The following is a 24,636-nucleotide window of genomic DNA, read 5'->3' on the forward strand; positions in this document are numbered from 1 at the left end:
GCGCTGGACGAAGGGCCGCCGCGTGCGTATGGTCCGCGCGTTTCCCCTGATAGATTGCGAGGACCGATTATGGACGTGACCGACGACGACAACAGCCCCGCCTCCCAGTACCGGATTACGGTTGGGGAACTGCGCTCATTCGTGGAAAGGATGGAGCGGTTGAACGAGGAAAAGAAGGTCGTCGCGGACCAGCAGAAGGAAATCATGGCTGAGGCGAAGGGACGTGGTTACGACGTAAAGGCACTGCGCAAGCTGATCGCCCTTCGCGCGAAAGACCCGCAGGAAATCAGCGAGGAAGAAGCTGTTCTGCAACTTTATCGCGAAGCATTGGACATGTGAGCGGGCGATAGGCCCGACCCACGAACGCCATCCGGGCGTCAGATTCGTTTCCGGGGCAATCACAGACCGCAGATCGCCCCGGTCACTCCTCGACCCCATATTGGTGCCACAGCCATATCAGGCGATGCGGGCTTCGGTTTTCGGATCGAAGGCAACGGCCTTTTCCATGTTGATCGCGAAGGGGAACCGGTCGCCCGCCTTGACCTGAACGTCGGCGCGGAACCGTGCGGTGATGTCCTTGCCGCCCATATTGGTCGCGACAAAGGTGTCGGATCCGGCCGGTTCGGTCAGCTCCACCGGTGCCTCGACGATATGGATCGCGCTGGAATTCCGGTCGGCGCCGTCACGATCCGTGATGGCCTCGGGGCGGATACCCAGAACGATCTCCCGACCTTCATGAGCGGCCATCGTGCCGGATACGAACGGAAGCCGTGCCTGCGTGCCATCGCTCAGCCGGACCTCGGCGGCGATCGTACCGTCATGGTTGGTCACTCGCGCCGGGAACAGGTTCATGGAGGGCGACCCCATGAAACCGGCCACGAACATGTTGGCCGGATTGTCGTAAACCTCCTTCGGCGTGCCGAGCTGCTGTACATAGCCGCCATACATCACCGCGATGCGGGTCGAGAGGGTCAGCGCCTCGATCTGATCGTGCGTGACGTAGACGATGGTGGTGCCCAGCTTCTGATGCAGCTTCTTGATCTCGGTCCGCATGTCCACGCGCAGTTTCGCGTCCAGGTTCGACAGCGGTTCGTCGAACAGGAACACGTCCGGGTCGCGGGTCAGGGCACGGCCCATCGCCACACGCTGCCGCTGACCGCCCGAAAGCTGGCCCGGCTTGCGGTCGAGCAAGGGCTGGATTTGCAGCAGCTCCGCCACCTCGTCGATCTTGCGCTCACGCTCGGGCTTGGCGATGCCGTGCATTTCCATGCCGAAGCTGATGTTGCCGCGCACGGTCATGTTGGGGTAGAGAGCGTAGCTCTGAAACACCATCGCGATGTTGCGCTCTGCCGGTTTGACGCCGATCATGCTGCGCCCCTTGATCGCGATATCGCCCGAGGTGACGTCCTCCAGCCCGGCGATCATGTTGAGCAACGTGGATTTGCCACAGCCGGACGGCCCGACCAGAACCAGAAACTCACCCTCCTCGACCGAAATGTCGGTCTCGTACAGAACCTTGACCGCGCCGTAGGATTTGGTCGCGTTTTTGATGTCGAGAAAACCCATTGGATCAGCCTTTCACGGAGCCGGCCATCAGACCGCGGACGAAATAGCGACCCGCGACGATGTAGACGAGAAGAGTGGGCAGCGCGGCCATGATCGCGCCTGCAAAGTGAACGTTGTATTCCTTCACCCCGGTCGAGGATTGCACGAGGTTGTTCAGCGCGACGGTCATCGGCTGGCTGTCGAAATCCGAGAATGAGGCCCCGAACAGGAAGTCGTTCCAGATATTCGTGAACAGCCAGATGATGCAGACCACTGCGATGGGGCCTGAGGATGGCAACAGAATTCGCCGGAAGATCGTGAAGAAGCCCGCCCCGTCGATCTGCGCCGCACGTACCAGTTCCGTGGGGAAGGCCGCGTAGTAATTGCGGAAATACAGGGTTGAGAACCCTATGCCGTAGACCAGATGCACGAAGATCAGGCCCGAAACCGATCCGGCCAGCCCCATCAGCCCCAGCATCCGCGCCATCGGGATCAGCACCATCTGGAACGGGATGAAGCACCCGAACAGCAGCAGGCCGAAGATGAGCGTCGATCCGCGAAAGCTCCACTTGGTCAGGACATACCCGTTCAGTGCGCCCAGGATCGTGGTGATCGCCACCGCAGGCACCACCATCATCAGCGAGTTGAGGAAATAGGGCCGCAGGCCCGTCGCCTCCACCCCGACCTGTGCCGTGGACCAGGCGCTGCCCCATGGCTCGATCGTCCAGTCCGAGGGCAGGGACATCATTCCGCCCGATGTAATCTCGGACAGGGGTTTCAGCGAATTCACCACCATCACGTAAAGCGGCAGCAGGTAGTAGATGCAGAACAGCGCCAGAATGATGTAAAGTACGACGCGCGGCAAATGGGTGCGCAGGGCGGATCGTCCCGGCGGGGCAGGGGTGCCGGTGGCAGGTGTGATTACCTCGGATGTCGGAGCGGTGGCCATCACTTTTTCTCCCGCAGTTCGGACCAGAGATAGGGCACGATGATCGCCGCTATGGTCATCAGCATGATGACGGCGGAGGACGCACCGATGCCCATCTGATTCCGTGTGAAGGTGTACGAATACATGAACGTCGCGGGCACTTCGGTCGCCGTGCCGGGGCCACCATTGGTCAGCGCGATGACCAGATCGTAGGACTTGATTGCCATATGCGCGAGCACGACGAAGGCCGACATGAAGGCGGGGCGCAGTTGCGGGATCACGATCCGCCGGTACAGCGCGAAGGTTGAGGCGCCGTCGATCTGGGCGGCCTTGAGCATCTCACCGTCGATGCCGCGCAGGCCCGCCAGAAACATCGCCATGACGAATCCCGAGGTCTGCCAGACGGCGGCGATGACGATGGTATAGATCGCCATGTCGCTGTCCTTGATCCAGTCGAAGCGGAAGCTCTCCCACCCCCATCCCTGTACCACGGCCTCCAGCCCGATGCCGGGATCGAGAAACCATTTCCAGGCGATGCCGGTCACGATGAAGGACAGCGCCATGGGGTAGAGGTAGACGGTGCGTATGAACCCCTCCGCCCGGATTTTCTGATCCAGCAGGATCGCCAGAAGCAGCCCCAGCAGACAACAGATCGAAATGTACAACACGCCGAAGATTGCGAGGTTCGTGACGGCCGTATCCCATGCGCGTATCCGAAACAGGTTCGTGTAGTTCTGCCAGCCGACCCAGCCAAAGGACGGCAGGATGCGACTGTCGGTGAACGACAGGTAAACTGTAAACGCAATGAAGCCGTAAACGAAGATCGCGACCAGAACGATCGATGGGCTGAGAACGAGTTTGGGCAAGGCATCGCGCAGCCAATCGACGGATCTGGACCTGCGCGGCGTATCGGCATGTGACATATCGAGGCTCCTTGATAGTCGCCGAGGGGCGGCGTACCGCCCCCCGTATCGCGGATCACATGTTGATCTGAACCGCGGTGACCAGCTCTTCGACTGCTGTCTCGCTGTCGTACTCACCGTTGAAATGCGCCGTGATCACGTCATACATCGCGTTCTTAACGGATGCCGGATTGCCGTAGCCATGCGCGAAGGAGCCGAGCAGGTTGTCGCTTTGCCCCGCTGCAATGTACTCTTCATAGCCCTGCTGACCGCAGGCATCCAATTCGGACGCATCCAGATCGGTCCGCGCGGGAACCGAACCCTTCACCTTGTTGAAGGCGATCTGGAACTCGGGGCTGAGGATCGCCTCGGCCAGGGCGGATTGCGCGTTGGAGACCTCATCACCCTGATTGAACAGCGCGAACTGGTCGGAGTTGTACATCACCTGATCCTGCGTTCCGGGGAAGCGGAAGCAGAGGAAATCCTCACCCGGCACCTGACCGGCATTGAGGAACTCACCCTTCGCCCAGTCACCCATCAGCTGAAAGACAGCCTCGTCGTTGATGAGCATCGCGGTGGCAAGGTTCCAGTCACGGCCCGAGAAGTTGTCGTCCACGAAACCGCGCAGCGTGCCCATGCGGTCGAAGACCTCCTTCATGGTGTCCGACCCCAGGGCTTCCTCGTCCAGTTCAATGAACGCGGAGCGATAGAAATCGGGACCGCCGGTCGCCATCGCGACAGCTTCGAAGATCGTCGCGTCCTGCCACGCCTGCCCACCATGAGCCAGCGCGGTATAGCCCGCGTCCTTCGCGGTCTGAAGCGCGGCGACGAATTCGTCCCAGGTGGACGGTTGCGCGATGCCAAGCTCATCCAGAATGGACTTGTCCGCCCAGACCCAGTTCGTCGAATGCACGTTCACCGGAACCGCGACCCATTCCCCGTCATAGACCGAGAATTGCTGAAGCGCGGCGGGAATCACATCGTTCCAGCCCTGCTCCTCCGCGATGCTGTTGAGGTTGGCCAGCGCGCCCTCCTTGGCCCAATCCGTGATGTCGAAGCCGAGCATCTGGACGGCGGTCGGTGCGTTGCCCGAGGTAACCCGCGCGCGCAGCACAGTCATCGCCTGGGTTCCGCCGCCGCCCGCGACGGGCATGTCCTGCCAGCCGATGTCATCTTCGGCCAGCCCTTCCTTGAGCACGTTGAGCGCGGCCGCCTCGCCACCGGCGGTCCACCAGTGCAGAACCTCGACATCCTCGGCCTGCGCGGTTCCCGCGATCGCCAAAGCCGCGACCGCTGTGAAAGTCTTTGTAAAACGACGCATGGTTTCCTCCCGTTTGCGTTATTTGTGGCCAAAGTCAGCGTGGCCCCGCCTTCACCCAAGGTGCCAATGTGCGACGGATGCGCATCACCAGCGATTTCACCTCGAGGAATTCCTCGGATCCGATACGACCGATTTCACGGCCTTGCCCGGAATGCCTATCGCCACCAAACGCGATTCCCGCGAAGCCGTCCATGCATTTGAGGCGGAATTGGGAGGATTTTGCCGCCTATTGCGGCACGCCTGAATAATCGACGGTCCGGGTCCGGCCCGTTTGCGCAGCCTCACGCACTGCCAGCGCCACCGCCAGCGATTTGACGCCGTCGATGCCATCGGCCGAGGGCGCGCCGTGCCCCAGCGTGGCCTCGGTGAATCTGTGCAGGGCGCGGTGATACATATTGTGCGTGTCGAACGCGATCTCATGTTCACCCTGCATATCAATCAAGGTGACCGACCCGCCGGGCTCTTGCCGCATGATATTCTGCGCGTAGATCGAGCCATCGGTTCCGTGGATCTCGATGCCGGTGCGGGCGAAACTGTGGGTGAAGCTCTCATGGCTTTGCACCATTGTCCCCGATGCCATGGTCCATACGGACATGACGCTGTCCTCGACGCCTTCTCCCAGACCGGATGTCGTGGATTTCGCGATCACATCCACAGGGTCCTCGCCCAGCAGGAACCTGACCGTATCGACATTGTGCACGGTAATGTCCGGAATGACGCCACCCCCGGCAAAGGCATCGTTTATCCGCCAGCCACGAAGCTGTTCCGGCAGGCTGACGGCATGATAGACGCGAACGCTCAACACCTTGCCGATGCGGCCCGTCGCGATCAGGTCGCGCATGGCTATATGGGCGCCGCCATTGCGCAGATGGTGGTTGGTGCCGAAAACAACGCGCCGCTTCGCGGCCTGCGTGACCATCTCGACAGCATCGGTGGTGGAGGTCGCCAGGGGCTTTTCACACAGGACATGCTTGCCCGCGGCGATTGCCTTCATTGCCTGCGGGTGGTGTTTCTCGTTCGTGGTCGAGATGTAGACAGCATCGCAATCAGATTGCGCAAGCAAGGTGTCGAGATCGGTAAAATGCTGGGGAATCCCGTGCGTGGCGGCGTAGGATTCCGCCCTTTGCGCGTCCGCGCTCAGCACGGATACGATCTGCGCGTCCGGCTGGCCTCTGATCGCGTCAATCATGTGGTTCGAAGCGATTCTGCTCGCTCCGATCAAAGCCCATTGCATACCAGCCCTCACTTTTTGGGAACGCTGTTCAGATGCTAGTGAAGCGGTCGAAGTGGGGCAAGTTTCGATTGTATCGCCGTATGGCGTGCAAATCGGTCACAATGGAACTTCGCTCACCTTGTGGTTGTTTACCCATCATGCGAAGGCGAAACCTCTTCGTTCCATATGGAGTCATCATGCAGATCGTTCTACGCATATTCGCCGAAACGGGCGCATCCGATGCATGATTCCGGCGCGACTCCGAACGGAACTGAAACGACGCCGCAAACCGGGCGCAGGAACATCTGCATCGTCATGAATTCCGGGTCAGGCAAGAAGGACACCTCCCAGATACCCGACCGGATCGCGGCGGCATTTGGCCGGACGGATGTGTCGTACAGGCTCGACATCGTGAAGTCGGGTACGGATATTGCCGATACGGCGCAGCGGGCCGTTGAGGAGGGGTTCTCGACGATTGTCGCGGCCGGTGGGGACGGCACGATTTGTGCTGTCGCATCGGTGGTGCGAAATTCCGGGCGCAAGATGGGGATCATACCGCTCGGCACATTCAATTACTTCGCACGATCGCTCGACATTCCGGTGGAGGTAGAAGACGCGGTTGATGTTATCGTCGGGGGCAGTGAGAGGCACGTTCCGATCGCGACCATCAACGATCGGGTCTTTCTCAACAATTCCAGTCTCGGGGCCTACCCGGAGATTCTCAAGAACCGCGAGGAGATCTATGCGCGCTGGGGGCGCAGCCGCGTCGCGGCCTATTGGTCGGTCTTCAAGACGCTGGTCATGCTGCGCCGTCCCTTGAAATTGCAGATCGTCACGCAGGGCGAAACGCGGGATGTGACCACTCCGCTGGTTTTTGCTGTCAACAACGCGTTCCAACTGGAACAGATCGGACTGGCCGGGCGTGAGGAGGTGGCGCAGGGCAAGCTGGTCCTGTTCATCGCGCCGAATTCGGGGCGATTGGGAATGCTCCGTCACGCTCTGGCTTTGATCGCGGGCAATGCCACACAGGATCGGAATTTCGAAATCATGGCCGCCGATCATATTCGGATCGAAACGCGGCGCGGCGCACGCATGGTCGCCTGCGACGGGGAGCGGACGCGGATGAAAAGCCCGTTCGAGTTGCAAGTGCACCCCCGCGAGCTGTCCGTGACGGTGCCGAATGCGCGCCGGGAGGGGGTACGGTGAGAAGGCTGGTTCACCTCTCGGATCTGCATTTCGGACGTGATCGTCCTGAATTGTTGGACCCTCTGATCGCGGCGATTAATGATCTTTCGCCCGATCTGGTGGCGATCTCAGGCGATCTGACCCAACGCGCACGCCCCGCGCAGTTCCAGGAGGCAAAGGATTTCATCGCGCGCCTGACGCCGCCGGTGATGGTCGTTCCGGGCAATCACGACGTGCCCCTTCACAATCTGTTCATGCGGCTGTTCATGCCGTGGCGCAATTACCGGAAGTGGATTTCGAAGGAACTTGAACCCTTCGTCGAGGATGAGGAAATGATCGTCGTCGGGGTCAATACGGTCGATCCGTTGAGCTGGCAGCGCGGCTGGTTCTCCCGCCGTGCCATTGCGCGGGTCTGCGGGGCCTTTCAGGAAACACGGGGGAGGCGCGCGCGTCTGGTCGTGGCGCATCACCCGATGGAGCATTTGCCCGGTCAGAAGAAGAAGTTGATGCGCGGGGCCGAACGCGCCATCGACGAGCTGTCCGAATGCAACGCCGACATCATCCTGTCAGGTCATCTGCACACTTGGCGTGCCACCACCTTTGCGGAGCGGACGGGACGGAATGCGATTCTTCAGATACATGCGGGAACCGGGCTTTCGACGCGAGTGCGTGGGGAGCCGAACGATTTCAACCTGATCGGTATCGACGGCAACAAAGTCAGCGTGCACCGCTACGCGGTCGAGGGCGAGGACACGACCTTCGCACAGACGGAAATGCGTGAATTTGTTCTGCATCCCGGTGGCTGGACCGCCCAGCAGGGCTATGAAACACCCGCCTGAACGCGACTTATGCAAAATACGGCAAGGCAAATGCAAAACGGCGGCCAGTTTCCTGACCGCCGTTCGTAATTTCAAATGTCGAAAAGCTGCGAGAGCTTACTCGACGGACAGCGAGCCTGCGCTCTGCTTGCCATCACGGCCGGTTTCCAGCTCGTAGGAGATCTTCTGGTTCTCGTCGAGGCCGGACAGGCCTGCACGCTCAACAGCGGAGATGTGAACGAAAACGTCCTTGCCGCCGTCAGAAGGTTGAATGAAGCCGAAGCCTTTGGTGGAATTGAACCATTTCACGGTGCCGTTAGCCATCCGAGTATTCCTCATAGTGTGGCCCGCACGACATGTGCGGGCAATAACGCAATGCAATCCCAAATCGAAGTACTGCGGCTGCTATGAGTCGAAGAATTCGGAGTAGATAACCTTACACCCAACCACCTAGGGCCGACGCATATGGAAAGCAAGCCTTATCGTGTGAACAATCCGTGTCACAGGCAATGTCATAGGGGCGCATGATTGCGTCTGCATGACATTCGTCCCTCAAACCACGGCTTGTGTCCCGCGTTCACGGTAGGGGGTCGTCGAAAAGTGTGCCCGATAGCATTTCGAGAAATGCGACGGCGACGTAAATCCGCAGGCAAGTGCCACATTGATGACCGTCATATCCGTTTGCATCAGCAGGTTCTTGGCCTTTTGCAGCCGCAATTCCATGTAATACCGCTTGGGGGAGCGGTTGAGGTAGCGGCGAAACAGTCTTTCCAGCTGGCGTGTGCTCATTCCGACATCCGCAGCCAACAGGGAGGGGCTGACGGGTTCCTCGATATTTTCCTCCATCATGCGGATGACATTGGCAAGCTTGGGGTGACGCACGCCGATCCGGGTGGGGATCGACAGGCGCTGCTCATCGCGGTCACTGCGGATGGTGGTATAGATCATCTGATCCGCGACCCGGTTCGCCAGTTCCGGCCCGTGACGATCCGAAATCAGCTTGAGCATCAGATCAGCGGAGGCCGATCCCCCCGCAGAGGTATAACGGTTGCCATCTATCGTGTAGATCGTGTGGCTCAGATCTATATCCGGAAAATCCTCCAGAAAGCTGTCGCGGTTGTCCCAGTGGATCGTGCAGCGCTTCCCCTCCAGCAGACCGGCGCGCGCCATGATATAGGTGGCGTTGCACAGGCCGCCGATGGCAATCCCGCGCCGCGCCTCGCGCCGTATGTAGTGCAACAGGTTCCTGGTCGTGGCGTTCTTGACATGTGTGCCCGAGCAGATCAGCAACACCTCGTCGCGCCCGATCTCCTCGAACCCCATATCGACCAGCGTGCGTTGCCCGTTCGAGCATTCGGCAAACTCACCGCCATCGGCGCTCAACCGCCAGCGATAAAGCTCCTGCCCCGTCGCCCAATTGGCCAGGCGCAGCGGTTCGACCGCGCAGGCATAGGACATTAGCGAATAATTCTCGGTCAGCAGAAAGACGAATGTCTGTGTCTTGCTCTCGAAGGGTGCCATTCGCCTGTCTCCACTGAAACGTCGCCCCAGTTCGTCGCAATCAAGGGGAGGCGTCAAGCGTCTGAAAGCGACGTGCCGGCGTCGCATCTGTGGTCATCGCGGCTCAGCTTCATAGCCTGCACCGGGCGAAGTCGAAGATTCGGGCCGATCCGGCGGGCAAATCCGGCCTCGGCGCATCTATCCGGGTGGTCAGCGCCCGAAATCCCATGCTACACAGACTCTCCAAAACCTATATCGTTACAGGAGTGACGCAAATGTCCCCGACCTGGACCAAAGCCGGATGGCGTGCGAAACCGCGCATCCAGATGCCCGACTACCTCGATGCGGAGGCGCTGTCCTCCGTCGAGAGCCGCCTTGCATCCTATCCGCCGCTGGTCTTTGCGGGGGAGGCGCGCGCTCTGCGCAAGCAACTCGCCCAGGTCTCCGAAGGTCGTGCATTTCTGTTGCAGGGGGGCGATTGCGCGGAAAGTTTCGGTGAATTCTCCGCCGACAACATTCGCGACACGTACCGGGTGCTGCTCCAGATGGCGATGGTCCTGACCTATGGTGCGAAGCTGCCCGTGGTGAAGGTCAGCCGCATGGCGGGTCAGTTCGCCAAGCCGCGTTCGGCAGGGACGGAGGTAAAGGACGGGGTGGAACTGCCCAGTTATCGTGGTGACATCATCAACGATATCGACTTCACCCCGGAGGCGCGGATCCCCAACCCGGACCGGATGTTGCAGGCCTATACCCAATCCGCGGCGACGCTGAACCTGCTGCGCGCGTTTTCGCAGGGCGGTTTCGCGGATATGCACCGGGTGCACGAATGGACGCTGGGGTTCGCGGATGCGGCCGCGACCACGTCATACCGCGATCTTGCCAACCGGATTTCCGAAAGCCTTGCCTTCATGGAGGCTGCGGGCATCAACTCCGGCAATACGGACACCCTGGGCCGTGTCGATTTCTACACATCGCACGAGGCGCTGTTGCTGGAATACGAGGAAGCGCTGGCCCGCGTCGATTCCACCACGGGGCAGGTCGTCGCCGGGTCCGGCCACATGATCTGGATCGGCGACCGGACACGACAGCCCGACGGCGCGCATGTCGAATTCTGCCGTGGTGTCATAAACCCGATCGGCCTGAAATGCGGGCCGTCGCTGCAACCTGATGAGCTGATCGACCTGATCGACCGCTTGAATCCCGGCAACGAGGCGGGCCGTCTGACCCTGATCGCACGGTTCGGCGCGGGCAAGGTTGGCGATCATCTGCCCGCACTGATTCGCGCGGTGGAGCGTGAGGGTCGCAAGGTCGTCTGGTCCTGCGATCCGATGCACGGCAACACGATCAAATCCGATTCCGGCTACAAGACACGCCCGTTCGAGAGCGTTCTTGCCGAGGTTCAGCAGTTCTTCGAGATCCACAAGGCCGAGGGCACCTATGCCGGCGGCGTGCATTTCGAGATGACCGGTCAGGACGTGACGGAATGCACCGGTGGCGTGCGCGCTGTAACGGATCAGAACCTGTCTGACCGCTATCACACGGCATGTGACCCGCGTCTGAACGCCAGCCAGGCACTGGAACTGGCGTTCCTCGTGGCGGAGGAACTGGACAAGGCACCGCTGGCGCATCGCGCCGCCGTCTGATCCCCTGATCCCGACGTCCAGCCCCACGGGGCTGGACCGTACGGGCGGAGAATACATGCAGAATTTTGCCATACTGACCGCTGCGGCCGGAGTGTCCGACGCGCAGGTTTCTCAGGTCCTGTCCGAACTGGTGCAACCGGGCGATCCGGTGCGCCTTGCCGCATCGGCGGTTGAGATCGCCTGCGCTTCGCTGGGCAGCGCTGTTGCGCCGCAGGGATGCGACCTCAACCTCGTCCCCACGCAGGGCCGCCGAAAGAAAATGCTGATCGCGGACATGGACAGCACGATGATTCCGGTGGAATGCATCGACGAACTTGCCGATTTCGCAGGCGTGAAGGATCGCGTTGCGGATATCACCGAACGGGCGATGCGCGGCGAGTTGGATTTCGAGGCGGCCCTGAGGGAGCGTGTCGGACTGGTCGCGGGCTTGCCGCGCAGCGCACTCGATGAATGCTACACGCAGCGCATATGGCTCAATCCCGGTGCGCGGACCCTGGTGCGGACGATGGCGCATCTGGGGGCGCAGACGGCGCTGGTTTCGGGTGGATTCACCTACTTTACCGCGCGCGTGGCGCAGGCGGCGGGCTTTGCCGTCAATCGGGCCAACACGCTGCTGTTCCACGAAGATCGGCTGACGGGCAAGGTTTCCGACCCGATCCTGGGCCGGCAGGCGAAGCTCGATTCCCTGCGCGAACTGGCTCAGGCAGGTGGCTTCGGCGCGGGCGACGTTATCGCGGTCGGGGACGGCGCGAACGATCTGGCGATGGTCGAGGCGGCAGGGCTGGGCGTGGCGTACAAGGCCAAGCAGGCGCTGCGAGTCGGGGCGGATGCCGTGCTCGATCATTCGGATCTGACCGCACTTCTCGCGCTGCAGGGCATTCCTCAGGAGGAGTGGGTTCAGGACTGATCCCGCCCCTCAATCGTTGGAACTGACAACGCGCAGATGTGAACGGGTCAAGGGCTGGCGGGGCGCGCGGGCACTGCCGGACACACTGCGAAGATGCGGGCTGTCGAAGGCGGCCTGCGCCTCCGCGAAACCGGCGGGCGCGGCCGATTTGGGCTTCTGACGCAGCGTGTGGATGAGCACGGTATCAATGGTGATCGCGATGTCCGTCTCATAGCGGGGGGCGTCGATGACCAGGCATCCCAGTACACGCGTGATTGCACCCAGATCATCGAAAAGCGGGCGCAACATCATGCTGCCCTGATACTGCGCCGCCTCACCGGACAGGCCGGTCAGATCCATGTCGATACAGGCGGGATGGCGAACAACCTCGCTGAACAGATCGTCCGCTCGCATCTGATCCGGGATCGCGAACATCGCGCGGGCAGGCATTCCGCGCGCCTCCATCCCCATCATGTCACACAGGCGCGACCCGGCAAGTCGGATGCGCAGCGGTCCATCCTCGACGGTTTCAAGGATGAACATATGCTCCAACGCCGCGCCGAACCGGTTGGGATTCAGGTCGGACCGGCGGGGTGCCAGCCTGTTGCCGCGCACCTCCTCCCAATATTCCGACAGATCGCCGAGTATGTCCTGCCTGTTCATCTTGCTCACCCTGGCCACGCCATTCGCCCATGGTTACGCGGACGTTAAGAGAATGATAGCATTTGAGTAGCATTTTAAACGATCTTTCCGCCTAAAAGGTTAACAGCCGGTGAACGGCGGCGCGAGATGCCGTCCATGACACGGTTCATAGGGATAGACGGAATGATCTGGGCTGGGGCGTCTGCGTGAATGCCCGGGGCGCAATCAGTCAGACAGGCTGACCGCGAAATTCGGCTCACGCGGCGTTAACCGGTGTCGAAATCGATATGAAAGTGGTAATCGACCAGATGCGAGAACAAGTCCAGAATGTCGAGTGAGGCCGCTATGACCCCCGAACGCCCCGAGATCAGCCGTCGTGGAATGCTGGTCATCCTGTCCTCGCCTTCGGGTGCGGGAAAATCCACGCTGTCGCGCCGCCTGCTGGCCGATGATCCGCAGATCTCATTCTCCGTTTCCGCGACCACCCGTCCGCCGCGCGCGGGGGAGGTCGAGGGACGTGAATATTTCTTTCGTGAACGTCCCGAGTTCGAACGCATGGTCGCCGAGGGGGAGATGCTGGAACATGCGGAGGTCTTCGGAAACCTCTACGGCACACCCATCGGGCCGGTTCGCAGATCCTGTGCACAGGGTTCGGACGTTCTGTTCGACGTCGATTGGCAGGGGGGGCAACAGATCCGCAACTCCGAAATGGGGCGCGATGCGATTTCCATCTTCATCCTTCCCCCCTCCATCGAGGAGTTGGAGCGTCGTCTGCATGCGCGCGCTCAGGATGCAACGGACGTGATCGAGCGCCGGATGCGCGAAGCCCGGCGTGAGATGAGCCATTGGGCTGAATATCGCTACATCCTGATCAACGACGATCTGGAAATCTGTTATTCCGAACTGCGTGCGATCCTGACGGCGGAACGGCTGCGTCGCGACCGCAGACCTGATATTGCACGTCGTGCCCGCATCATGTCGGGCGAAATAAAGGAGATTGCATGATGCCGCTTTATACCCTTGGCGAATTGACGCCGGACTGCGACGCGGATGTCTGGATCGCTCCCGGAGCGCACGTGATCGGGGCTGTCCACCTCTCGGCCGGGGTAGGAATCTGGTTCAACTGTACCTTGCGCGGTGACAACGAATTGCTCAGCATCGGGGCGAATTCCAATGTGCAGGAAAACTGTGTCTTTCATACCGACCCCGGCTATCCGCTGACCATTGGCGCGGGCTGCACCATCGGGCACAAGGCGATGCTGCATGGCTGCACCATTGGCGACAACTCCCTCATCGGGATGGGCGCGACTGTCCTGAACGGGGCCACGATCGGGCGCAATTGCCTGATCGGAGCAGGCGCCTTGATTACCGAGGGAAAGGTGATCCCCGACAATTCGCTGGTGATGGGTGCGCCGGGCAAGGTCGTGCGACAGATCGACGATGCGGGCGTCAGAATGCTTGAATCCTCGGCCCGGCGTTATGTCGAGAACATGCAGCGGTTCCGGGACGGATTGCGCGTCGTTTCCTGAGGGGCGCGACCGGGGCTGCGGGTCAGCCCAGAACCCGCTTGATCCACCGCTGACCTTCGCCCCAGTCCAGCGCCAGGGTTTCTGCCGCATCCGTCCGGGGAAGGGCAGGGGCGGCGTAATCGCATCCGATCAGCTGCATGCGGCGCACATGCGGTGCCTCCTTCGCGGCACTCTCGATCTGGGCGGCGCTGTCGTCGATGAACAGGACCGGGCCATCGACCCGCGTGGCCAGTTCGGCCAAGGCGAAGCCCTTGCCGCCGGTGTTGGTGACGACCGGGTAGGGAATGCCATGCCCGCCGAGATTCGCGATGCGTCCGTCGCGCGCGGCATGGGGCAGGTTGGTCAGTACGACGATCTGCGCGCTGAGACTTGCCTCCTTCAGACTGGATGCGGCCCAATCTATGGCGATCTGGTTGTGAACTTCCGCCTGAAAGAAGGCGTCAATCAGGCCCAGGCCGGTCGCCATGTCGGCAATCGAGCCGTCTTCGATATGGGTCAGCGCCTGATCCAGACGGCCTGCCCCAGGATTCAGCCGCCAGGATTTTTCGGCACTGAAATCGCGAAAGTGCCGCATGAAGTAAACGAGAACCTCATCCGCATCGACTGCGATCAGGGGCGAGTCGGGCACCAGATCCAGCATTTCGATCTGTGCGCGGGTAATGTCGGTCAGTGCCATATCAGGTCCAGTTCGGCAAATCGCCACCGGGAAGCAGCAATCGCGCCCGTTGCGGTGCGTCGTAGGGGGTGTTCGTGCGGTCGCAAAATTCGATCAGGGCCTGCTCATCCTGCAACAGAAAATCGATGAGAAAGCCCAGGAACTGCGGATCATTCGCCCGATGGCGAAGATCGCCTACCTCCGCCCCGGTCATGCCCAGAAACGACATGAGTCTTTCATCATCACCTGCCAGCCAGCCCAGAACTTGCGCCGCCAGGGCCTCCGCTGATGTTTTGTTCATACTTTTCCCCTAGGCAATACTGACGTCATACAGGTCGCTCTCATGCTTGCCCATCACTTTTCTGAAATCCCTTTTGGAGGACATTCCCACGACATAATTGGCAGTTTTATGAGAATTTCACATGTTTCGTAAGGTTTGGTCGGGTTGTTCAGCTAGCTTACGGGCCACTCATAACGTATGGTCTGCCGGTTTGTGGGCGCTATCAGGTGGTGGTGTAGTTGGGGTCGTGAGGGGCTAATGTCAGGACGCATCCTTCTGGTAGATGACATAGCCGCCAATCGCGTGATGATCCGCGCAAAACTTGCGTCGGCTTATTACGATGTTCTTGTAGCCGAAACGGCCGAGGATGTGCATCGCCTTGTTCGCGCAGAGCAGCCATCGGTTGTTCTGATAAATGTCACCATGCCGACCCTGGATGCGTTCGGGCTGTGCCACGATCTGAAATCCAGCTGGGAAACGGCATTGACCCCGATCGTGATGATGACCTCCGTCGATGATGCCGAGGACAGGTTGCGCGCTCTGGAGGTCGGGGCGGACGATTTTCTGGTCAAGCCGATTCACGATCTGGCCTTGTTCGCACGGGTTCGCAATCTGATGCGAATGAAGTTTGTCACGGACGAGTTGCAGTTGCGGGCAGAAACGACACGCGAACTGGGCCTGGATTCCGCCCCGGCGGGCATCGACGACATCGTTCTGACGCCGGCACATTCCGTGTTGATCGCGGCCCCGGATCATTTGAGCGGTGCCGCATGGGTCAAGGCGATACGGGACAAGCTGGCGGTACAGGTCGATTTCGTCACAAACGAGGCAGACATGGCCAATCGTATCGCGGCGGATGTGCCCGATGCGTTCGTCGTGCATCAGACCCTTGCGGATTCCGGGGACGGCTTGCGCCTGATCTCGACGATTGCGCGGCGGCAGCCGACACGTCATTCTGCCTTGCTGTTCCTAGTGTCTGACAATGATATGTCCACGGCGGCGAAGGCCTTGGATCTGGGCGCGTGGGATTACGTGATGCCGCCGCATGACCTTACAGAACTGGCGGTCAGGCTGCGATCCCAACTGCGACGCAAGCTCTACTCGGACATGCTGCGCACCAATCTGCGTGACGGGTTGAGGTTGGCCGCGATCGACCCTTTGACCGGTTTGTACAACCGCCGGTATGCCGATCATCATCTGGTCAACATGCTGACGCAGGCCCGGTCGGAGGGCAGCGATCTGGCTCTTCTGATCTTTGATCTCGACCGTTTCAAATCTGTAAACGACAGCTATGGCCACGATGCGGGGGATGAGGTTCTGCGACAGGTCGCGCGCCGCCTGCAGGAAACTGTCAGGGGTGTGGATGTCGTCGTGCGGCTGGGGGGGGAGGAGTTTTGCGTGGCTCTACCCGGTACGAGCCGCAAGGGGGCCTTGCAAGTGGCCGAACGTATTCGTCGCGCCATCGCGGATCAGAAATTCGAGATCGGAACGCGTGATCCCATCGTTTGTACGGCCAGTTTCGGCGTGGCCGTCTCGATCGCGGGTGCGGACAACGTGCAGCAACTTCTGACCGCTGCGGACCGTGCATTGTACAAGGCGAAGGCCGGCGGGCGCGACAGGATCGCGACAGCCTGGGACGACTGATCAGTCGCGGGGCGCCCTGTCAGCCGGCCGGCTTTCACCTGAAGGGGTGTTGTCGGAGCGGGCGCGCGCCCCGGACTGACGCATCCTTTCCAGAAAGGCGATGCGATTGTCCTGCGGCATCGTTTCGAGTGTATCGAGCAGGACATCCACCGCGGCCAGTCTGAGGCGTTCACCGTCATCGGCGCGGCTGGCGAAGATCGTTTCGATCGTCTGGCGGTCCATGGGTTGCGCGCGGATCGCAGATGCGAACAACTGCTCGCTGCGCAACCGCTCGACACGGTCGCCCCGCTCGTTCGGCATTGCCTCGCGCAGCGCATCGCGCACCCGATCACGGTCCGTTTTCGGCAAGGCGGAAATCGCAGCCCTCAAATCCGGTGTCACACGCAATCTGACAGGATGCCCCTCATCGCGCAGCATCGCACCGGCGAGGGTTCCCGCTACGATGAGGTTGATGCCGAGCGATATGACGAGTGCGATGGTAATCCCCCGACGCTTGCGTCCTTCTACGGTCATGCCCCGTCCTCCGTGCTGAGATAGTATACGTCTTCATCGAACACGCCGCTGTCCAACGTGACGATGCCTTGCCCTTGGATCAATTCCAGACCGGCCAGCAGTGGCAGATCGCCCAGCCCGGCATAGCCGATCAGAACCCCTCCCAGTGCGCATGTCGTCAGAGAGGCGACGCCCGGCATTCCCCCGGGCACCAGGTCAGCAATGCCCCGGCGAAGCCTGTGCCACATAGAGGCGCGAGGTGTTGGTGCGGGGGTCGTGACCACAGTCAGATCCGCAGCATCGCCCAGAATGCGCGCCATCAGGTCAGCATCGGGGACAGGTTTGGCCGCGCGTGCCGCCATGAACAGATCATCGAGCACGGGTTCCATCGATTGGGGGTTCATCCGGGTCGGGTCCACAGGGGGATGGTCGGTCATGTCACAGGCTCCAGATCTTCGCGATGTCGTGCCAGCAGGGTCGTCAGAGTTCGGCGGCCGCGTGACAGCAGGCTTTCCACGGCATCGACGCTGGTTCCCAATATGGTCGCGATATCGGGGTTCGAAAGCTCCTCGATATGCCGCAATGTGATGGCGAGGCGCTGCCTCTCCGGCAATTGCCCGATGGCGTCGTGCAACAGTCGGACACGGTCGTCCGCTTCCATTTGCTGAGGGGCCGTCAGCGCCGTGTCCGCAGGTTCGTTCACCTCGTCCAATGGATCGGTGCCGCCGCGACGGGCACGCAACCGGTCTATGCACAGGTTCGAGACGACGCGATACAGCCAGGTGCTGAGCTTCGCGCGATCCGCCTGCCAATCGGGGGCAATCCTGAACATTCTGATCATCGCCTCCTGCGTGATATCCTGTGCTTCGACCGCGTCGCCCAGCATCCTCGTCGCGACAGACAGGGCGCGGGGGGCGTGGCGGGCGGCCAGCAGACGCGCCGCCGACTGATCGCCCTGCGCGAAGCGTGCCAGCAGGGCCGCGTCAGTATCGTGCGCATCTTCGGGCATGGGCGTTTGGGGCACTTTCAGGTTAGCTCCGGCCCGCAGCGTTCCAGCCGCGGACCGGAAAGTCCAGCCGAAGGGCTCAATCGTGCGAGCGACGACCATGTTCACGGTTGCCATCACGATCATCGCCGCGACGGTCGCGCATGTGTTCGCGGGCCGCGTCGATCTCCTCCTGACTGATGGCGCCATTGCCGTCGGTATCCATACGCTCGAACATGTCGCCGCCACGGGGCTGCGGTTGCAGTTCTTCCTGCGTCAGGACGCCGTCGCCGTCAGCGTCGGATCGTTCGATCATGCGCTCGGCGCGTTGGGTGTCGCGGGCTTGCCGCCGGGCCTCGGCTGCAGCGATCAGCTCGGCCTGATCCACGATGCCGTTCCCATCCGTGTCGATGTCGGCGAACCGGGCTGCGCGGTGGGCGTCAACCTCGGCGCGGGTCACTTCCCCGTCGCCGTTCGTGTCAATCGCGGCGAAGTCGAAGCCCCGGCTCTGGCCCTGCGCGGACACAGACGTCGCGCCTGCGAGAAGAGCGAGAACCAGCGTTACGCCGAGTGCAGTCTTGGAGGTGGAGGTCATATTGCCGTCCTTCGTTGGTATCAGTTTCTCCGAACGTGGCCTCGTGCCGTCGTTCTGCATCTGATACGGGTGCGCGCCATCTGTTCCGTCGCAGAAATCTGCGAAAACTTCGGAAACCGGTCACGGGGGGAGCGACATCCCGACGCGGGGGCGTTCTGACCACGTGCAAAGCCCTCAGGCATGGAGTATCGAGATGCCTATGAAAGATATCCAGCATATACCGGCCACATCTCAGGACGAACGCGATCTGAAACCTGCCCTGCGGCGCGGGTGGAAGGGACGATGCCCCAATTGCGGATCCGGGCCGATCTTCGACGGCTATCTGAAGGTCCGTCACGATTGTCCCGTATGCAATCAGGCGCTGTATCATCAGCGTGCCGATGATGGGCCTGCCTGGGCGACCATGTTGATCGCAGGCCATCTGATGGCGCCTATGATGATCATATTGTTCGAGTCGTTTCGCCTCAATCCTCTCGCGATGATTGCCGTGATCGTGATTCCGTTCGTGTTGCTCTGCCTGTGGTTGCTGCCGCGAATAAAGGGGGCGTTCATCGCCTTTCAATGGGCCAAGCGGATGCACGGATTCGGCGGCTCCAGCGAATATTAGGCTCACGATCTCTGGACGCATCGCCCCGGCTGATCCATAGTCCGCGCATGACCGATATACCTATCCGCGACGCGGCGACGATCATCCTTATTCGACATACGACCGATGGACCGATGGTCCTGATGGGGCAGCGCGGATCCGCAGCTGTGTTCATGCCGAACAAGTTCGTATTCCCGGGGGGCGCGCTCGACCCGTCCGACCGGGCCGATCTCAGCCATGCGACCGAGCTTCCCGATGCTGTTCGGGAGCGGTTGAACAAGCACTCCGATCCGGAGCTGGCGGTTCCGCTGGCCCGTGCCGCGATCCGCGAACTGTTCGAGGAAACCGGACAGGCGCTGGGGCGGCCCGGCACACATGCAGGCGACATACCCGCCGATTGGCAGGCGTTCTACGATCTCGGCCTTGCGCCGCATCTGGCCGGTCTGGAATTCGTGTTTCGCGCGATCACGCCGATGGGGCAACCCCGCCGGTTCGACGCGCGGTTTTTCATCGCGGACGCGGCGGACCTGGCCAGCGATCCCGATGATTTCTCATCCGCATGTGACGAGCTTTCGCATCTGCACTGGGTGTCACTGCCCCAGGCGCGCAAGCTGGAATTGCCATTCATAACCGAGGTCGTGCTGGCCGAAATCGATTCCCGGCTGGAAAACGGCCCCCGCCCTGTGCCGTTCTTTTCGCATAAAGGGGACCGCTCGCACTTCCGAGTGCTCTGAACCGCTTGACATCACAAGGGGAGGGTGTAGGAAACGGGTTCAAGATTTGGGCGGTTTCTGCCGCTCACCAACTGTATGGGGCCGGGCCCCGTTTTTAGGAGATGGATCATGGCGAAGCCAACGACGATCAAGATCCGCCTGAACTCCACTGCGGGAACGGGCCACTTTTACGTCACGAAGAAGAACAGCCGGACGATGACGGAAAAGATGTCCGTCAACAAGTACGACCCGGTGGTGCGCAAGCATGTCGAGTACAAGGAAGGCAAGATCAAGTGATCTTCCGCTTCTGAGCGTTTTTCAAAGGGTCGCACCACGGTGCGGCCCTTTTGCGTTTCGGGCCTATTGTCTGATCTGTTCGGCCCCAAGAAAAAGGGCCGGAGGTTTCCCCCCGGCCCCTGATCCAGTTCTGTATGCGAGATTACTCGCGGTTGCCGAACAGCGACAGCAACATCATGAACATGTTGATGAAGTTGAGGTACAGGCTCAGCGCGCCGAGGATGGCGGATTTGCCGAGCATTTCACCCGCGCCGGGATGCGTCGCATAGGTCACATACTCGTTCTTCAACCGCTGCGTGTCATACGCGGTCAGACCCGCGAACACCAACACACCGATCGCAGAGATGCCGAACGCCAGCGCGGAGGATGCGAGGAAGATGTTCACGATCGAGGCGATGACCAAACCGATCACGCCCATGATCAGGAACGATCCCCAACCGCTGATATCGCTCTTCGTGGTATAGCCGTACAGTGACAGACCGGCGAAGGCGGCCGCGGTGATGAAGAAGACCTGCACGATGCTCTCACCCGTGAAGACCAGGAAGATCGAGCTGATCGACGCGCCCATCACGGCGGCAAACGCGTAGAAGACCAGTTGCAGCGTCGGTGCGGACATCCGGTTCACGCCGGCGGAAATGCCGAAGACGAAGGCCAGCGGCGCGAACATCAGCACCCATTTCAGCGGGGAGGCGTATAGCGCATAACCCAGATCCGTCAGATACGTTCCCTCACGCAAGGCGGCGGTCGCGTTGCTCGGGTCGGAGGTCACGGCGAGTGCCGCCAGCGCCCACGCGACCAGACCGGTCACGACCAGTCCTACGGACATCGTGCCGTAGATCTTGTTCATATGCGCGCGCAGGCCCGCGTCGATTTCCGCCGGGCGCGCACCGGCCGCGGTTTGCTGCCGGAGGTAATCGGATTGTGCCATTGCTGACTCCTGTAATTGGGTGGTGCGAAACATTCTCGCACCATTCTAGGATAATATCGGCAACTCACGTTGTGGTTTCAAGACAAACCGGCCAATAGCTGTCGATCAATCGCGTGACCGCAGCACACGGGCGGGCCGCGCGGCCAAAGGTGCCCATGCAAAGGCCAGTCCGGCCAGCAGGCTGGCCACCGCGCCACCGCTCACGATGGTTAGTGCGGATATGACCTGAAAGCTGTAATCGGCCTCCATCACGAAGGTCATGACCGCCCAGCCTGCCAGAGCGCCCCCCAGAATGGCGACCAATCCGGCCATCGCGCCCAGAATGGCACTGCGCAAAGCAAAACTGGCCAGAATGCGGCCCCGGGTGGCGCCCACGGTCTTCAGCACGGCTGCTTCGAACACGCGCCGCCGTGTCCCTGCCGCCGCTGCCCCGATCAGAACGACGAAACCGGTCACAAGGGTCGCCGCCGCGCCATAGGACGTGGCCGCCGCAAGCCCGCCCAATGCCTCACTGACGCGCGTGATCGCATCGCGAACCCCGATCGCCGTCACATTCGGAAAGGCGCGCGAGAGGGTGCGTAGCAGCGGCCCCTCCGCTGCTTCCTCGGCGTAGAGGGTGGCGATATGCGTGTGCGGCGCACCGGCGAGCGCGGCCTCGTTCAGGATCATCACAAAGTTGATGCCCATGTCGCCGAACTCCACAACGCGGAAGTTTGCGATTTCGACCTCAATATCGCGGCCAAGGACATTCACGGTCAGCTTGTCGCCCAGCGACAGGCCAAGTTCGGCCCCTTCCTCGGCGGCGAAACTCACGAGAGGGGGGCCGGTATAGTCGTCGGGCCACCAAGTGCCTTGGGTCAGTTCGGCTGACTCAGGTTGACTGGCCGCGTATGTCACACCCCGGTCACCGCGCAGAATCCAGTGATCCCCCGCCACGTCACGCGCGGTCTGGCCGTTGATCCGGGTCACTATACCGCGCAGCATCGGGGCGGTGTCAATGCGACCGACGCCATCCTGCGCGTGCGCGATTTCCAGAAAGTCGGGCAACTGATCGTTCTGAATGTCGAGGAAGAAGTAAGCCGGCGCCACCTCGGGCAAGTCCTGCGAGATTGCGTTGCGGGTGTTCATCTCGATCTGTCCGACAGTGGCCAGCACGGTCAGACCCAGTCCCAGCGACAGGATCACGGAAGCGGTCTCCCCCCCCGGTCCGCCCACAGCACCTAGGGCCAACCGCAACGCGGGACGCCCCCGCACCACGCGGGATCGGGCCAAGCGCCGCGCACTGATCCGCACCAATCCCGCCATGATCGCGAGGATCGCCAGCGCCGCAATAATGCCGCCTGCCGCCCCCAGTGACAGCGCCCACGCGCCCGAGAACAGGACCGCGAGCGCGATCAGCACCGCAGACAAAGCCGCGATCACGAGGAGGAAAGGCCAGCGTGGCAAGCTCATGCCGCCGCCCGCGATGTCGCGGAACAGTCCTGCGGCGCGAATGTCCTGCGCACGCGCCAGCGGCCAGATCACGAAGATCGCCGCCGTCAGCAGGCCATAAATCGCCGCCTCGACCAACGGGCCGGGATACAGCGTGAATACGGCGGGCACCGGCAATTGCGCCTCGATGACCGGACCCAGAGCCAGCGGCAGCAGCGCGCCCAGCAGCAGGCCCAGACCCACGCCGATCAGGCTCAGGATGCCGACCTGAATGAAATATACGGTGAAGATGACCCGACCGGTTGCGCCCAGAGTCTTTAACGTCGCGATCGTGTCCAGTTTTCCTTCGAGATAGGACCGCACCGCCGCACTGACGCCCAGACCCCCGACCGCCAGGCCGGACAGCCCGACCAGCACCAGAAACGCGCCCAGACGATCCACGAACCGCGCGATGCCCGGTGCGCCGTTGCGGCTGTCCTGCCAGCGCAGGCCGGACTCCGCGAAACGGGTTTCCGCCGCATTCTCCAACGCCTCCAGATCCGTGCCCGCAGGCAGCCGCAAACGATATTGAGTGTCGTACAGCGTTCCGGCAGTGATCAGCCCGGATTCCTGCAATCCTTCGAGTGTGACAAGCGTGCGCGGGCCGAGGCCAAAGCCTGCCCCGGCACTGTCCGGCTCCCGCTCCAGCAGGGCGCGCAACTCGAACTGTTGGGTGCCCAGCGTGAAGGTATCGCCCACCCTCAGCCCCAACCGCGCGGCGAGGACCGGTTGCATCACACCCCCCGGCAGGGCGCGACGCTCCAACGCCGAGGCGATATCCATCGGCGGGTCCAGCACCACCTCACCATAGAGAGGATAGAGGTCATCGACCCCGCGGACCTGCGTCAGCCCACGTTCATTTCCCGCCACAGCCATTGAGCGGAAATCCACGGTTTCGCTGACCTCCTCCGCGACGGATTCGAGCCATGATCGTTCCTCCTCCGTGGCGAAGCGATAGGTGAACTCCGCCTGCGCATCGCCACCCAGAATTGCCGCGCCTTCGCGTGCCAGACCGGCCTCGATCCCCGCGCGGACGGAACCGACGGCAGCAATCGCGGCGACACCCAGGGCCAGACAGATCAGAAAGATGTAGAACCCGCGCAGGCCGCCCCGCAGCTCCCGACGCGCAATGCGCCAGGCGGCGCTCATTCCGCAGCCTCGGACAGCGTGTCCAGCCGGCCGTCGCGCAACCTGATCTGCCGATCGCAGCGCGCGGCAAGTTCGGGGGCGTGGGTTACCAGAACCAGCGTCGCACCATGTCTGTCGCGCAGGCCGAACAGCATGTCCATGATCGCCTCACCGGTCGGACCGTCCAGATTTCCGGTCGGTTCATCCGCCAGCAGGATCGCGGGTCGCGGTGCGGCGGCGCGGGCCAGTGCGACGCGCTGCTGCTCACCACCAGAGAGCTGCGAGGGATAGTGATCCAGTCTGTGGGACAGGCCTACGGCGGTCAGTTCCGCTTCCGCCCGGTCGAACGCATCGGCGGCTCCGGCCAATTCCAGCGGGGTCGCGACGTTTTCCAATGCCGTCATCGTGGGGATAAGGTGGAAGGACTGGAACACGACCCCCATATGTTTCAGGCGGAACCGGGCGAGGGCGTCCTCCCCCAGTGCCGTCAAATCGTGGCCGAGGGCCATTACCGTGCCGCCGGTGGCCCGTTCCAGCCCGCCCATGATCATGAGGAGAGAAGATTTGCCAGAACCGCTCGGACCCGTCAGCCCCACTGTCTCACCCGCCCGGATATCCAGATCGATCCCGTGCAGGATCTCGACCCGCCCGGCGTTGGCGTCCAGCGCCAGTTTCGCGTCGCGGAGGGAAAGAACGGGGTCGATCATGCGGCGGCTCCTGTCGGGTCTCAACCTGAGTGGTTGCCTTCGAT

At 61.7% G+C, this 24,636-nt stretch carries 30 protein-coding genes; 12 read left to right on the plus strand and 18 right to left on the minus strand.

Going from position 1 to position 24,636, the window contains the following annotated elements; genetic code table 11:
• The first annotated feature begins 69 nt into the window (after positions 1-69).
• Complete coding sequence (locus H1S03_RS01760) at positions 70-339, plus strand: DUF2312 domain-containing protein (RefSeq protein ID WP_166190644.1); 270 nt, start codon at positions 70-72, stop codon at positions 337-339.
• A 117-nt stretch (positions 340-456) separates the two neighbouring features.
• On the opposite strand, the gene H1S03_RS01765 is transcribed toward H1S03_RS01760, so the two are convergent.
• From H1S03_RS01765 to H1S03_RS01790, 6 genes are read right to left on the minus strand one after another with little or no spacing between them, the layout of a single operon-like run.
• Positions 457-1,566, minus strand: a complete 1,110-nt coding sequence (locus H1S03_RS01765) for an ABC transporter ATP-binding protein (protein ID WP_185802869.1) — start codon at positions 1,564-1,566, stop codon at positions 457-459.
• A 4-nt stretch (positions 1,567-1,570) separates the two neighbouring features.
• Positions 1,571-2,494 carry a carbohydrate ABC transporter permease gene (locus H1S03_RS01770; protein ID WP_221892556.1) on the minus strand — a complete coding sequence of 308 codons (924 nt, stop codon included), beginning with the start codon at positions 2,492-2,494 and terminating at the stop codon, positions 1,571-1,573.
• A complete protein-coding gene (locus H1S03_RS01775) occupies positions 2,494-3,396 on the minus strand; it encodes a carbohydrate ABC transporter permease (protein ID WP_185802870.1) in 903 nt (300 codons plus the stop codon). Before H1S03_RS01775 ends, H1S03_RS01770 begins: the two co-directional genes overlap by 1 nt.
• A gap of 55 nt (positions 3,397-3,451) precedes the next feature.
• On the minus strand, positions 3,452-4,696 hold the full coding sequence (locus tag H1S03_RS01780) for an ABC transporter substrate-binding protein (protein WP_185802871.1): 1,245 nt from the start codon (positions 4,694-4,696) through the stop codon (positions 3,452-3,454).
• Positions 4,697-4,730: 34 nt separating this feature from the next.
• Positions 4,731-4,889 (minus strand): hypothetical protein, encoded by a 159-nt coding sequence (locus tag H1S03_RS01785; protein ID WP_185802872.1) that lies wholly within the window; start codon positions 4,887-4,889, stop codon positions 4,731-4,733.
• Positions 4,890-4,922: 33 nt separating this feature from the next.
• Positions 4,923-5,930, minus strand: coding sequence for a Gfo/Idh/MocA family protein (locus H1S03_RS01790; protein ID WP_185802873.1), 1,008 nt, complete (start codon positions 5,928-5,930; stop codon positions 4,923-4,925).
• 219 nt (positions 5,931-6,149) lie between these two features.
• Here H1S03_RS01790 and H1S03_RS01795 point away from each other — a divergent pair, with 219 nt between their 5' ends.
• Positions 6,150-7,115 carry a diacylglycerol/lipid kinase family protein gene (locus H1S03_RS01795; protein ID WP_185802874.1) on the plus strand — a complete coding sequence of 322 codons (966 nt, stop codon included), beginning with the start codon at positions 6,150-6,152 and terminating at the stop codon, positions 7,113-7,115.
• Entirely contained in the window at positions 7,112-7,933 is an 822-nt protein-coding gene (locus H1S03_RS01800; RefSeq protein ID WP_185802875.1) for a metallophosphoesterase, read from the plus strand. Before H1S03_RS01795 ends, H1S03_RS01800 begins: the two co-directional genes overlap by 4 nt.
• 96 nt (positions 7,934-8,029) lie before the next feature.
• Here the strand turns inward: H1S03_RS01800 and H1S03_RS01805 are convergent, their stop codons facing one another.
• Entirely contained in the window at positions 8,030-8,236 is a 207-nt protein-coding gene (locus tag H1S03_RS01805; protein ID WP_097927926.1) for a cold-shock protein, read from the minus strand.
• A 228-nt stretch (positions 8,237-8,464) separates the two neighbouring features.
• Complete coding sequence (locus H1S03_RS01810; protein ID WP_185802876.1) at positions 8,465-9,433, minus strand: GlxA family transcriptional regulator; 969 nt, start codon at positions 9,431-9,433, stop codon at positions 8,465-8,467.
• A 254-nt stretch (positions 9,434-9,687) separates the two neighbouring features.
• Here H1S03_RS01810 and H1S03_RS01815 point away from each other — a divergent pair, with 254 nt between their 5' ends.
• A complete protein-coding gene (locus H1S03_RS01815) occupies positions 9,688-11,055 on the plus strand; it encodes a class II 3-deoxy-7-phosphoheptulonate synthase (RefSeq protein ID WP_185802877.1) in 1,368 nt (455 codons plus the stop codon).
• Positions 11,056-11,110: 55 nt separating this feature from the next.
• On the plus strand, positions 11,111-11,962 hold the full coding sequence (gene serB, locus H1S03_RS01820; RefSeq protein ID WP_185802878.1) for a phosphoserine phosphatase SerB: 852 nt from the start codon (positions 11,111-11,113) through the stop codon (positions 11,960-11,962).
• 9 nt (positions 11,963-11,971) lie between these two features.
• On the opposite strand, the gene H1S03_RS01825 is transcribed toward serB, so the two are convergent.
• Positions 11,972-12,604: a PAS domain-containing protein gene (locus H1S03_RS01825; protein WP_185802879.1), complete on the minus strand. Its 633-nt coding sequence runs from the start codon at positions 12,602-12,604 to the stop codon at positions 11,972-11,974.
• A 266-nt stretch (positions 12,605-12,870) separates the two neighbouring features.
• On the opposite strand from H1S03_RS01825, the gene H1S03_RS17815 reads away from it, so the two are divergent.
• The 3 genes from H1S03_RS17815 to H1S03_RS01840 are packed head-to-tail and all read left to right on the plus strand — an operon-like array spanning position 12,871 to position 14,112.
• Positions 12,871-12,921: a hypothetical protein gene (locus H1S03_RS17815; protein ID WP_249777785.1), complete on the plus strand. Its 51-nt coding sequence runs from the start codon at positions 12,871-12,873 to the stop codon at positions 12,919-12,921.
• 28 nt (positions 12,922-12,949) lie between these two features.
• A complete protein-coding gene (gene gmk / locus H1S03_RS01835) occupies positions 12,950-13,588 on the plus strand; it encodes a guanylate kinase (protein WP_185803066.1) in 639 nt (212 codons plus the stop codon).
• A complete protein-coding gene (locus H1S03_RS01840) occupies positions 13,588-14,112 on the plus strand; it encodes a gamma carbonic anhydrase family protein (protein WP_185803067.1) in 525 nt (174 codons plus the stop codon). The genes gmk and H1S03_RS01840 overlap by 1 nt, the downstream gene beginning before the upstream one ends.
• A 22-nt stretch (positions 14,113-14,134) precedes the next feature.
• Here the strand turns inward: H1S03_RS01840 and H1S03_RS01845 are convergent, their stop codons facing one another.
• Complete coding sequence (locus H1S03_RS01845; protein WP_185802880.1) at positions 14,135-14,788, minus strand: hypothetical protein; 654 nt, start codon at positions 14,786-14,788, stop codon at positions 14,135-14,137.
• Position 14,789: 1 nt separating this feature from the next.
• Complete coding sequence (locus H1S03_RS01850) at positions 14,790-15,068, minus strand: DUF3572 domain-containing protein (RefSeq protein WP_166190672.1); 279 nt, start codon at positions 15,066-15,068, stop codon at positions 14,790-14,792.
• A gap of 237 nt (positions 15,069-15,305) precedes the next feature.
• Here H1S03_RS01850 and H1S03_RS01855 point away from each other — a divergent pair, with 237 nt between their 5' ends.
• Positions 15,306-16,691, plus strand: a complete 1,386-nt coding sequence (locus tag H1S03_RS01855; RefSeq protein ID WP_185802881.1) for a diguanylate cyclase — start codon at positions 15,306-15,308, stop codon at positions 16,689-16,691.
• Here H1S03_RS01855 and H1S03_RS01860 read toward each other — a convergent pair whose 3' ends face one another.
• The 4 genes from H1S03_RS01860 to H1S03_RS01875 form a co-directional block, all read right to left on the minus strand.
• On the minus strand, positions 16,692-17,204 hold the full coding sequence (locus H1S03_RS01860) for a periplasmic heavy metal sensor (protein ID WP_185802882.1): 513 nt from the start codon (positions 17,202-17,204) through the stop codon (positions 16,692-16,694).
• Positions 17,201-17,620, minus strand: a complete 420-nt coding sequence (locus H1S03_RS01865; protein WP_185802883.1) for a hypothetical protein — start codon at positions 17,618-17,620, stop codon at positions 17,201-17,203. The genes H1S03_RS01860 and H1S03_RS01865 overlap by 4 nt, the downstream gene beginning before the upstream one ends.
• Positions 17,617-18,192: a sigma-70 family RNA polymerase sigma factor gene (locus H1S03_RS01870; RefSeq protein WP_185802884.1), complete on the minus strand. Its 576-nt coding sequence runs from the start codon at positions 18,190-18,192 to the stop codon at positions 17,617-17,619. Before H1S03_RS01870 ends, H1S03_RS01865 begins: the two co-directional genes overlap by 4 nt.
• Before the next feature lie 76 nt (positions 18,193-18,268).
• On the minus strand, positions 18,269-18,763 hold the full coding sequence (locus tag H1S03_RS01875) for an EF-hand domain-containing protein (protein WP_185802885.1): 495 nt from the start codon (positions 18,761-18,763) through the stop codon (positions 18,269-18,271).
• 199 nt (positions 18,764-18,962) lie between these two features.
• Here H1S03_RS01875 and H1S03_RS01880 point away from each other — a divergent pair, with 199 nt between their 5' ends.
• From H1S03_RS01880 to rpmG, 3 genes are all read left to right on the plus strand, one after another.
• The gene (locus H1S03_RS01880) at positions 18,963-19,370 is read left to right on the plus strand and encodes a DUF983 domain-containing protein (protein ID WP_166194032.1); all 408 of its coding nucleotides are present in this window, start codon (positions 18,963-18,965) and stop codon (positions 19,368-19,370) included.
• A 47-nt stretch (positions 19,371-19,417) separates the two neighbouring features.
• Positions 19,418-20,083: an NUDIX hydrolase gene (locus tag H1S03_RS01885; protein WP_185802886.1), complete on the plus strand. Its 666-nt coding sequence runs from the start codon at positions 19,418-19,420 to the stop codon at positions 20,081-20,083.
• A gap of 108 nt (positions 20,084-20,191) precedes the next feature.
• Entirely contained in the window at positions 20,192-20,359 is a 168-nt protein-coding gene (gene rpmG / locus H1S03_RS01890; protein ID WP_097927910.1) for a 50S ribosomal protein L33, read from the plus strand.
• Positions 20,360-20,501: 142 nt separating this feature from the next.
• Here the strand turns inward: rpmG and H1S03_RS01895 are convergent, their stop codons facing one another.
• From H1S03_RS01895 to H1S03_RS01905, 3 genes are all read right to left on the minus strand, one after another.
• Positions 20,502-21,287 carry a Bax inhibitor-1/YccA family protein gene (locus H1S03_RS01895; protein ID WP_185802887.1) on the minus strand — a complete coding sequence of 262 codons (786 nt, stop codon included), beginning with the start codon at positions 21,285-21,287 and terminating at the stop codon, positions 20,502-20,504.
• Between the two features lie 105 nt (positions 21,288-21,392).
• Positions 21,393-23,906, minus strand: a complete 2,514-nt coding sequence (locus H1S03_RS01900; RefSeq protein ID WP_185802888.1) for an ABC transporter permease — start codon at positions 23,904-23,906, stop codon at positions 21,393-21,395.
• Positions 23,903-24,592: an ABC transporter ATP-binding protein gene (locus tag H1S03_RS01905; protein WP_185802889.1), complete on the minus strand. Its 690-nt coding sequence runs from the start codon at positions 24,590-24,592 to the stop codon at positions 23,903-23,905. The genes H1S03_RS01900 and H1S03_RS01905 overlap by 4 nt, the downstream gene beginning before the upstream one ends.
• Between the last annotated feature and the right edge of the window lie 44 nt (positions 24,593-24,636).

It is taken from the genome of Pontivivens nitratireducens (genome assembly GCF_014235845.1).
GTDB lineage: Bacteria > Pseudomonadota > Alphaproteobacteria > Rhodobacterales > Rhodobacteraceae > Pontivivens > Pontivivens nitratireducens.

What these genes read in the sequence shown, in the direction of transcription:
- H1S03_RS01850 (WP_166190672.1), bottom strand. Translation starts at nt 15,068, where the DNA reads ATGAACAAAACATCAGCGGAGGCCCTGGCGGCGCAAGTTCTGGGCTGG.
- H1S03_RS01900 (WP_185802888.1), bottom strand. Translation starts at nt 23,906, where the DNA reads ATGAGCGCCGCCTGGCGCATTGCGCGTCGGGAGCTGCGGGGCGGCCTG.
- H1S03_RS01785 (WP_185802872.1), bottom strand. Translation starts at nt 4,889, where the DNA reads ATGGACGGCTTCGCGGGAATCGCGTTTGGTGGCGATAGGCATTCCGGG.
- H1S03_RS01865 (WP_185802883.1), bottom strand. Translation starts at nt 17,620, where the DNA reads ATGACCGACCATCCCCCTGTGGACCCGACCCGGATGAACCCCCAATCG.
- H1S03_RS01790 (WP_185802873.1), bottom strand. Translation starts at nt 5,930, where the DNA reads ATGCAATGGGCTTTGATCGGAGCGAGCAGAATCGCTTCGAACCACATG.
- H1S03_RS01875 (WP_185802885.1), bottom strand. Translation starts at nt 18,763, where the DNA reads ATGACCTCCACCTCCAAGACTGCACTCGGCGTAACGCTGGTTCTCGCT.
- H1S03_RS01860 (WP_185802882.1), bottom strand. Translation starts at nt 17,204, where the DNA reads ATGACCGTAGAAGGACGCAAGCGTCGGGGGATTACCATCGCACTCGTC.
- H1S03_RS01770 (WP_221892556.1), bottom strand. Translation starts at nt 2,494, where the DNA reads ATGGCCACCGCTCCGACATCCGAGGTAATCACACCTGCCACCGGCACC.
- H1S03_RS01880 (WP_166194032.1), top strand. Translation starts at nt 18,963, where the DNA reads ATGAAAGATATCCAGCATATACCGGCCACATCTCAGGACGAACGCGAT.
- serB (WP_185802878.1), top strand. Translation starts at nt 11,111, where the DNA reads ATGCAGAATTTTGCCATACTGACCGCTGCGGCCGGAGTGTCCGACGCG.
- H1S03_RS01810 (WP_185802876.1), bottom strand. Translation starts at nt 9,433, where the DNA reads ATGGCACCCTTCGAGAGCAAGACACAGACATTCGTCTTTCTGCTGACC.
- H1S03_RS01805 (WP_097927926.1), bottom strand. Translation starts at nt 8,236, where the DNA reads ATGGCTAACGGCACCGTGAAATGGTTCAATTCCACCAAAGGCTTCGGC.
- H1S03_RS01780 (WP_185802871.1), bottom strand. Translation starts at nt 4,696, where the DNA reads ATGCGTCGTTTTACAAAGACTTTCACAGCGGTCGCGGCTTTGGCGATC.
- H1S03_RS01825 (WP_185802879.1), bottom strand. Translation starts at nt 12,604, where the DNA reads ATGAACAGGCAGGACATACTCGGCGATCTGTCGGAATATTGGGAGGAG.
- H1S03_RS01855 (WP_185802881.1), top strand. Translation starts at nt 15,306, where the DNA reads ATGTCAGGACGCATCCTTCTGGTAGATGACATAGCCGCCAATCGCGTG.
- H1S03_RS01895 (WP_185802887.1), bottom strand. Translation starts at nt 21,287, where the DNA reads ATGGCACAATCCGATTACCTCCGGCAGCAAACCGCGGCCGGTGCGCGC.
- rpmG (WP_097927910.1), top strand. Translation starts at nt 20,192, where the DNA reads ATGGCGAAGCCAACGACGATCAAGATCCGCCTGAACTCCACTGCGGGA.
- H1S03_RS01840 (WP_185803067.1), top strand. Translation starts at nt 13,588, where the DNA reads ATGCCGCTTTATACCCTTGGCGAATTGACGCCGGACTGCGACGCGGAT.
- H1S03_RS01765 (WP_185802869.1), bottom strand. Translation starts at nt 1,566, where the DNA reads ATGGGTTTTCTCGACATCAAAAACGCGACCAAATCCTACGGCGCGGTC.
- H1S03_RS01905 (WP_185802889.1), bottom strand. Translation starts at nt 24,592, where the DNA reads ATGATCGACCCCGTTCTTTCCCTCCGCGACGCGAAACTGGCGCTGGAC.
- H1S03_RS01760 (WP_166190644.1), top strand. Translation starts at nt 70, where the DNA reads ATGGACGTGACCGACGACGACAACAGCCCCGCCTCCCAGTACCGGATT.
- H1S03_RS01870 (WP_185802884.1), bottom strand. Translation starts at nt 18,192, where the DNA reads ATGCCCGAAGATGCGCACGATACTGACGCGGCCCTGCTGGCACGCTTC.
- H1S03_RS01845 (WP_185802880.1), bottom strand. Translation starts at nt 14,788, where the DNA reads ATGGCACTGACCGACATTACCCGCGCACAGATCGAAATGCTGGATCTG.
- H1S03_RS01795 (WP_185802874.1), top strand. Translation starts at nt 6,150, where the DNA reads ATGCATGATTCCGGCGCGACTCCGAACGGAACTGAAACGACGCCGCAA.
- H1S03_RS01775 (WP_185802870.1), bottom strand. Translation starts at nt 3,396, where the DNA reads ATGTCACATGCCGATACGCCGCGCAGGTCCAGATCCGTCGATTGGCTG.
- H1S03_RS01885 (WP_185802886.1), top strand. Translation starts at nt 19,418, where the DNA reads ATGACCGATATACCTATCCGCGACGCGGCGACGATCATCCTTATTCGA.
- H1S03_RS01815 (WP_185802877.1), top strand. Translation starts at nt 9,688, where the DNA reads ATGTCCCCGACCTGGACCAAAGCCGGATGGCGTGCGAAACCGCGCATC.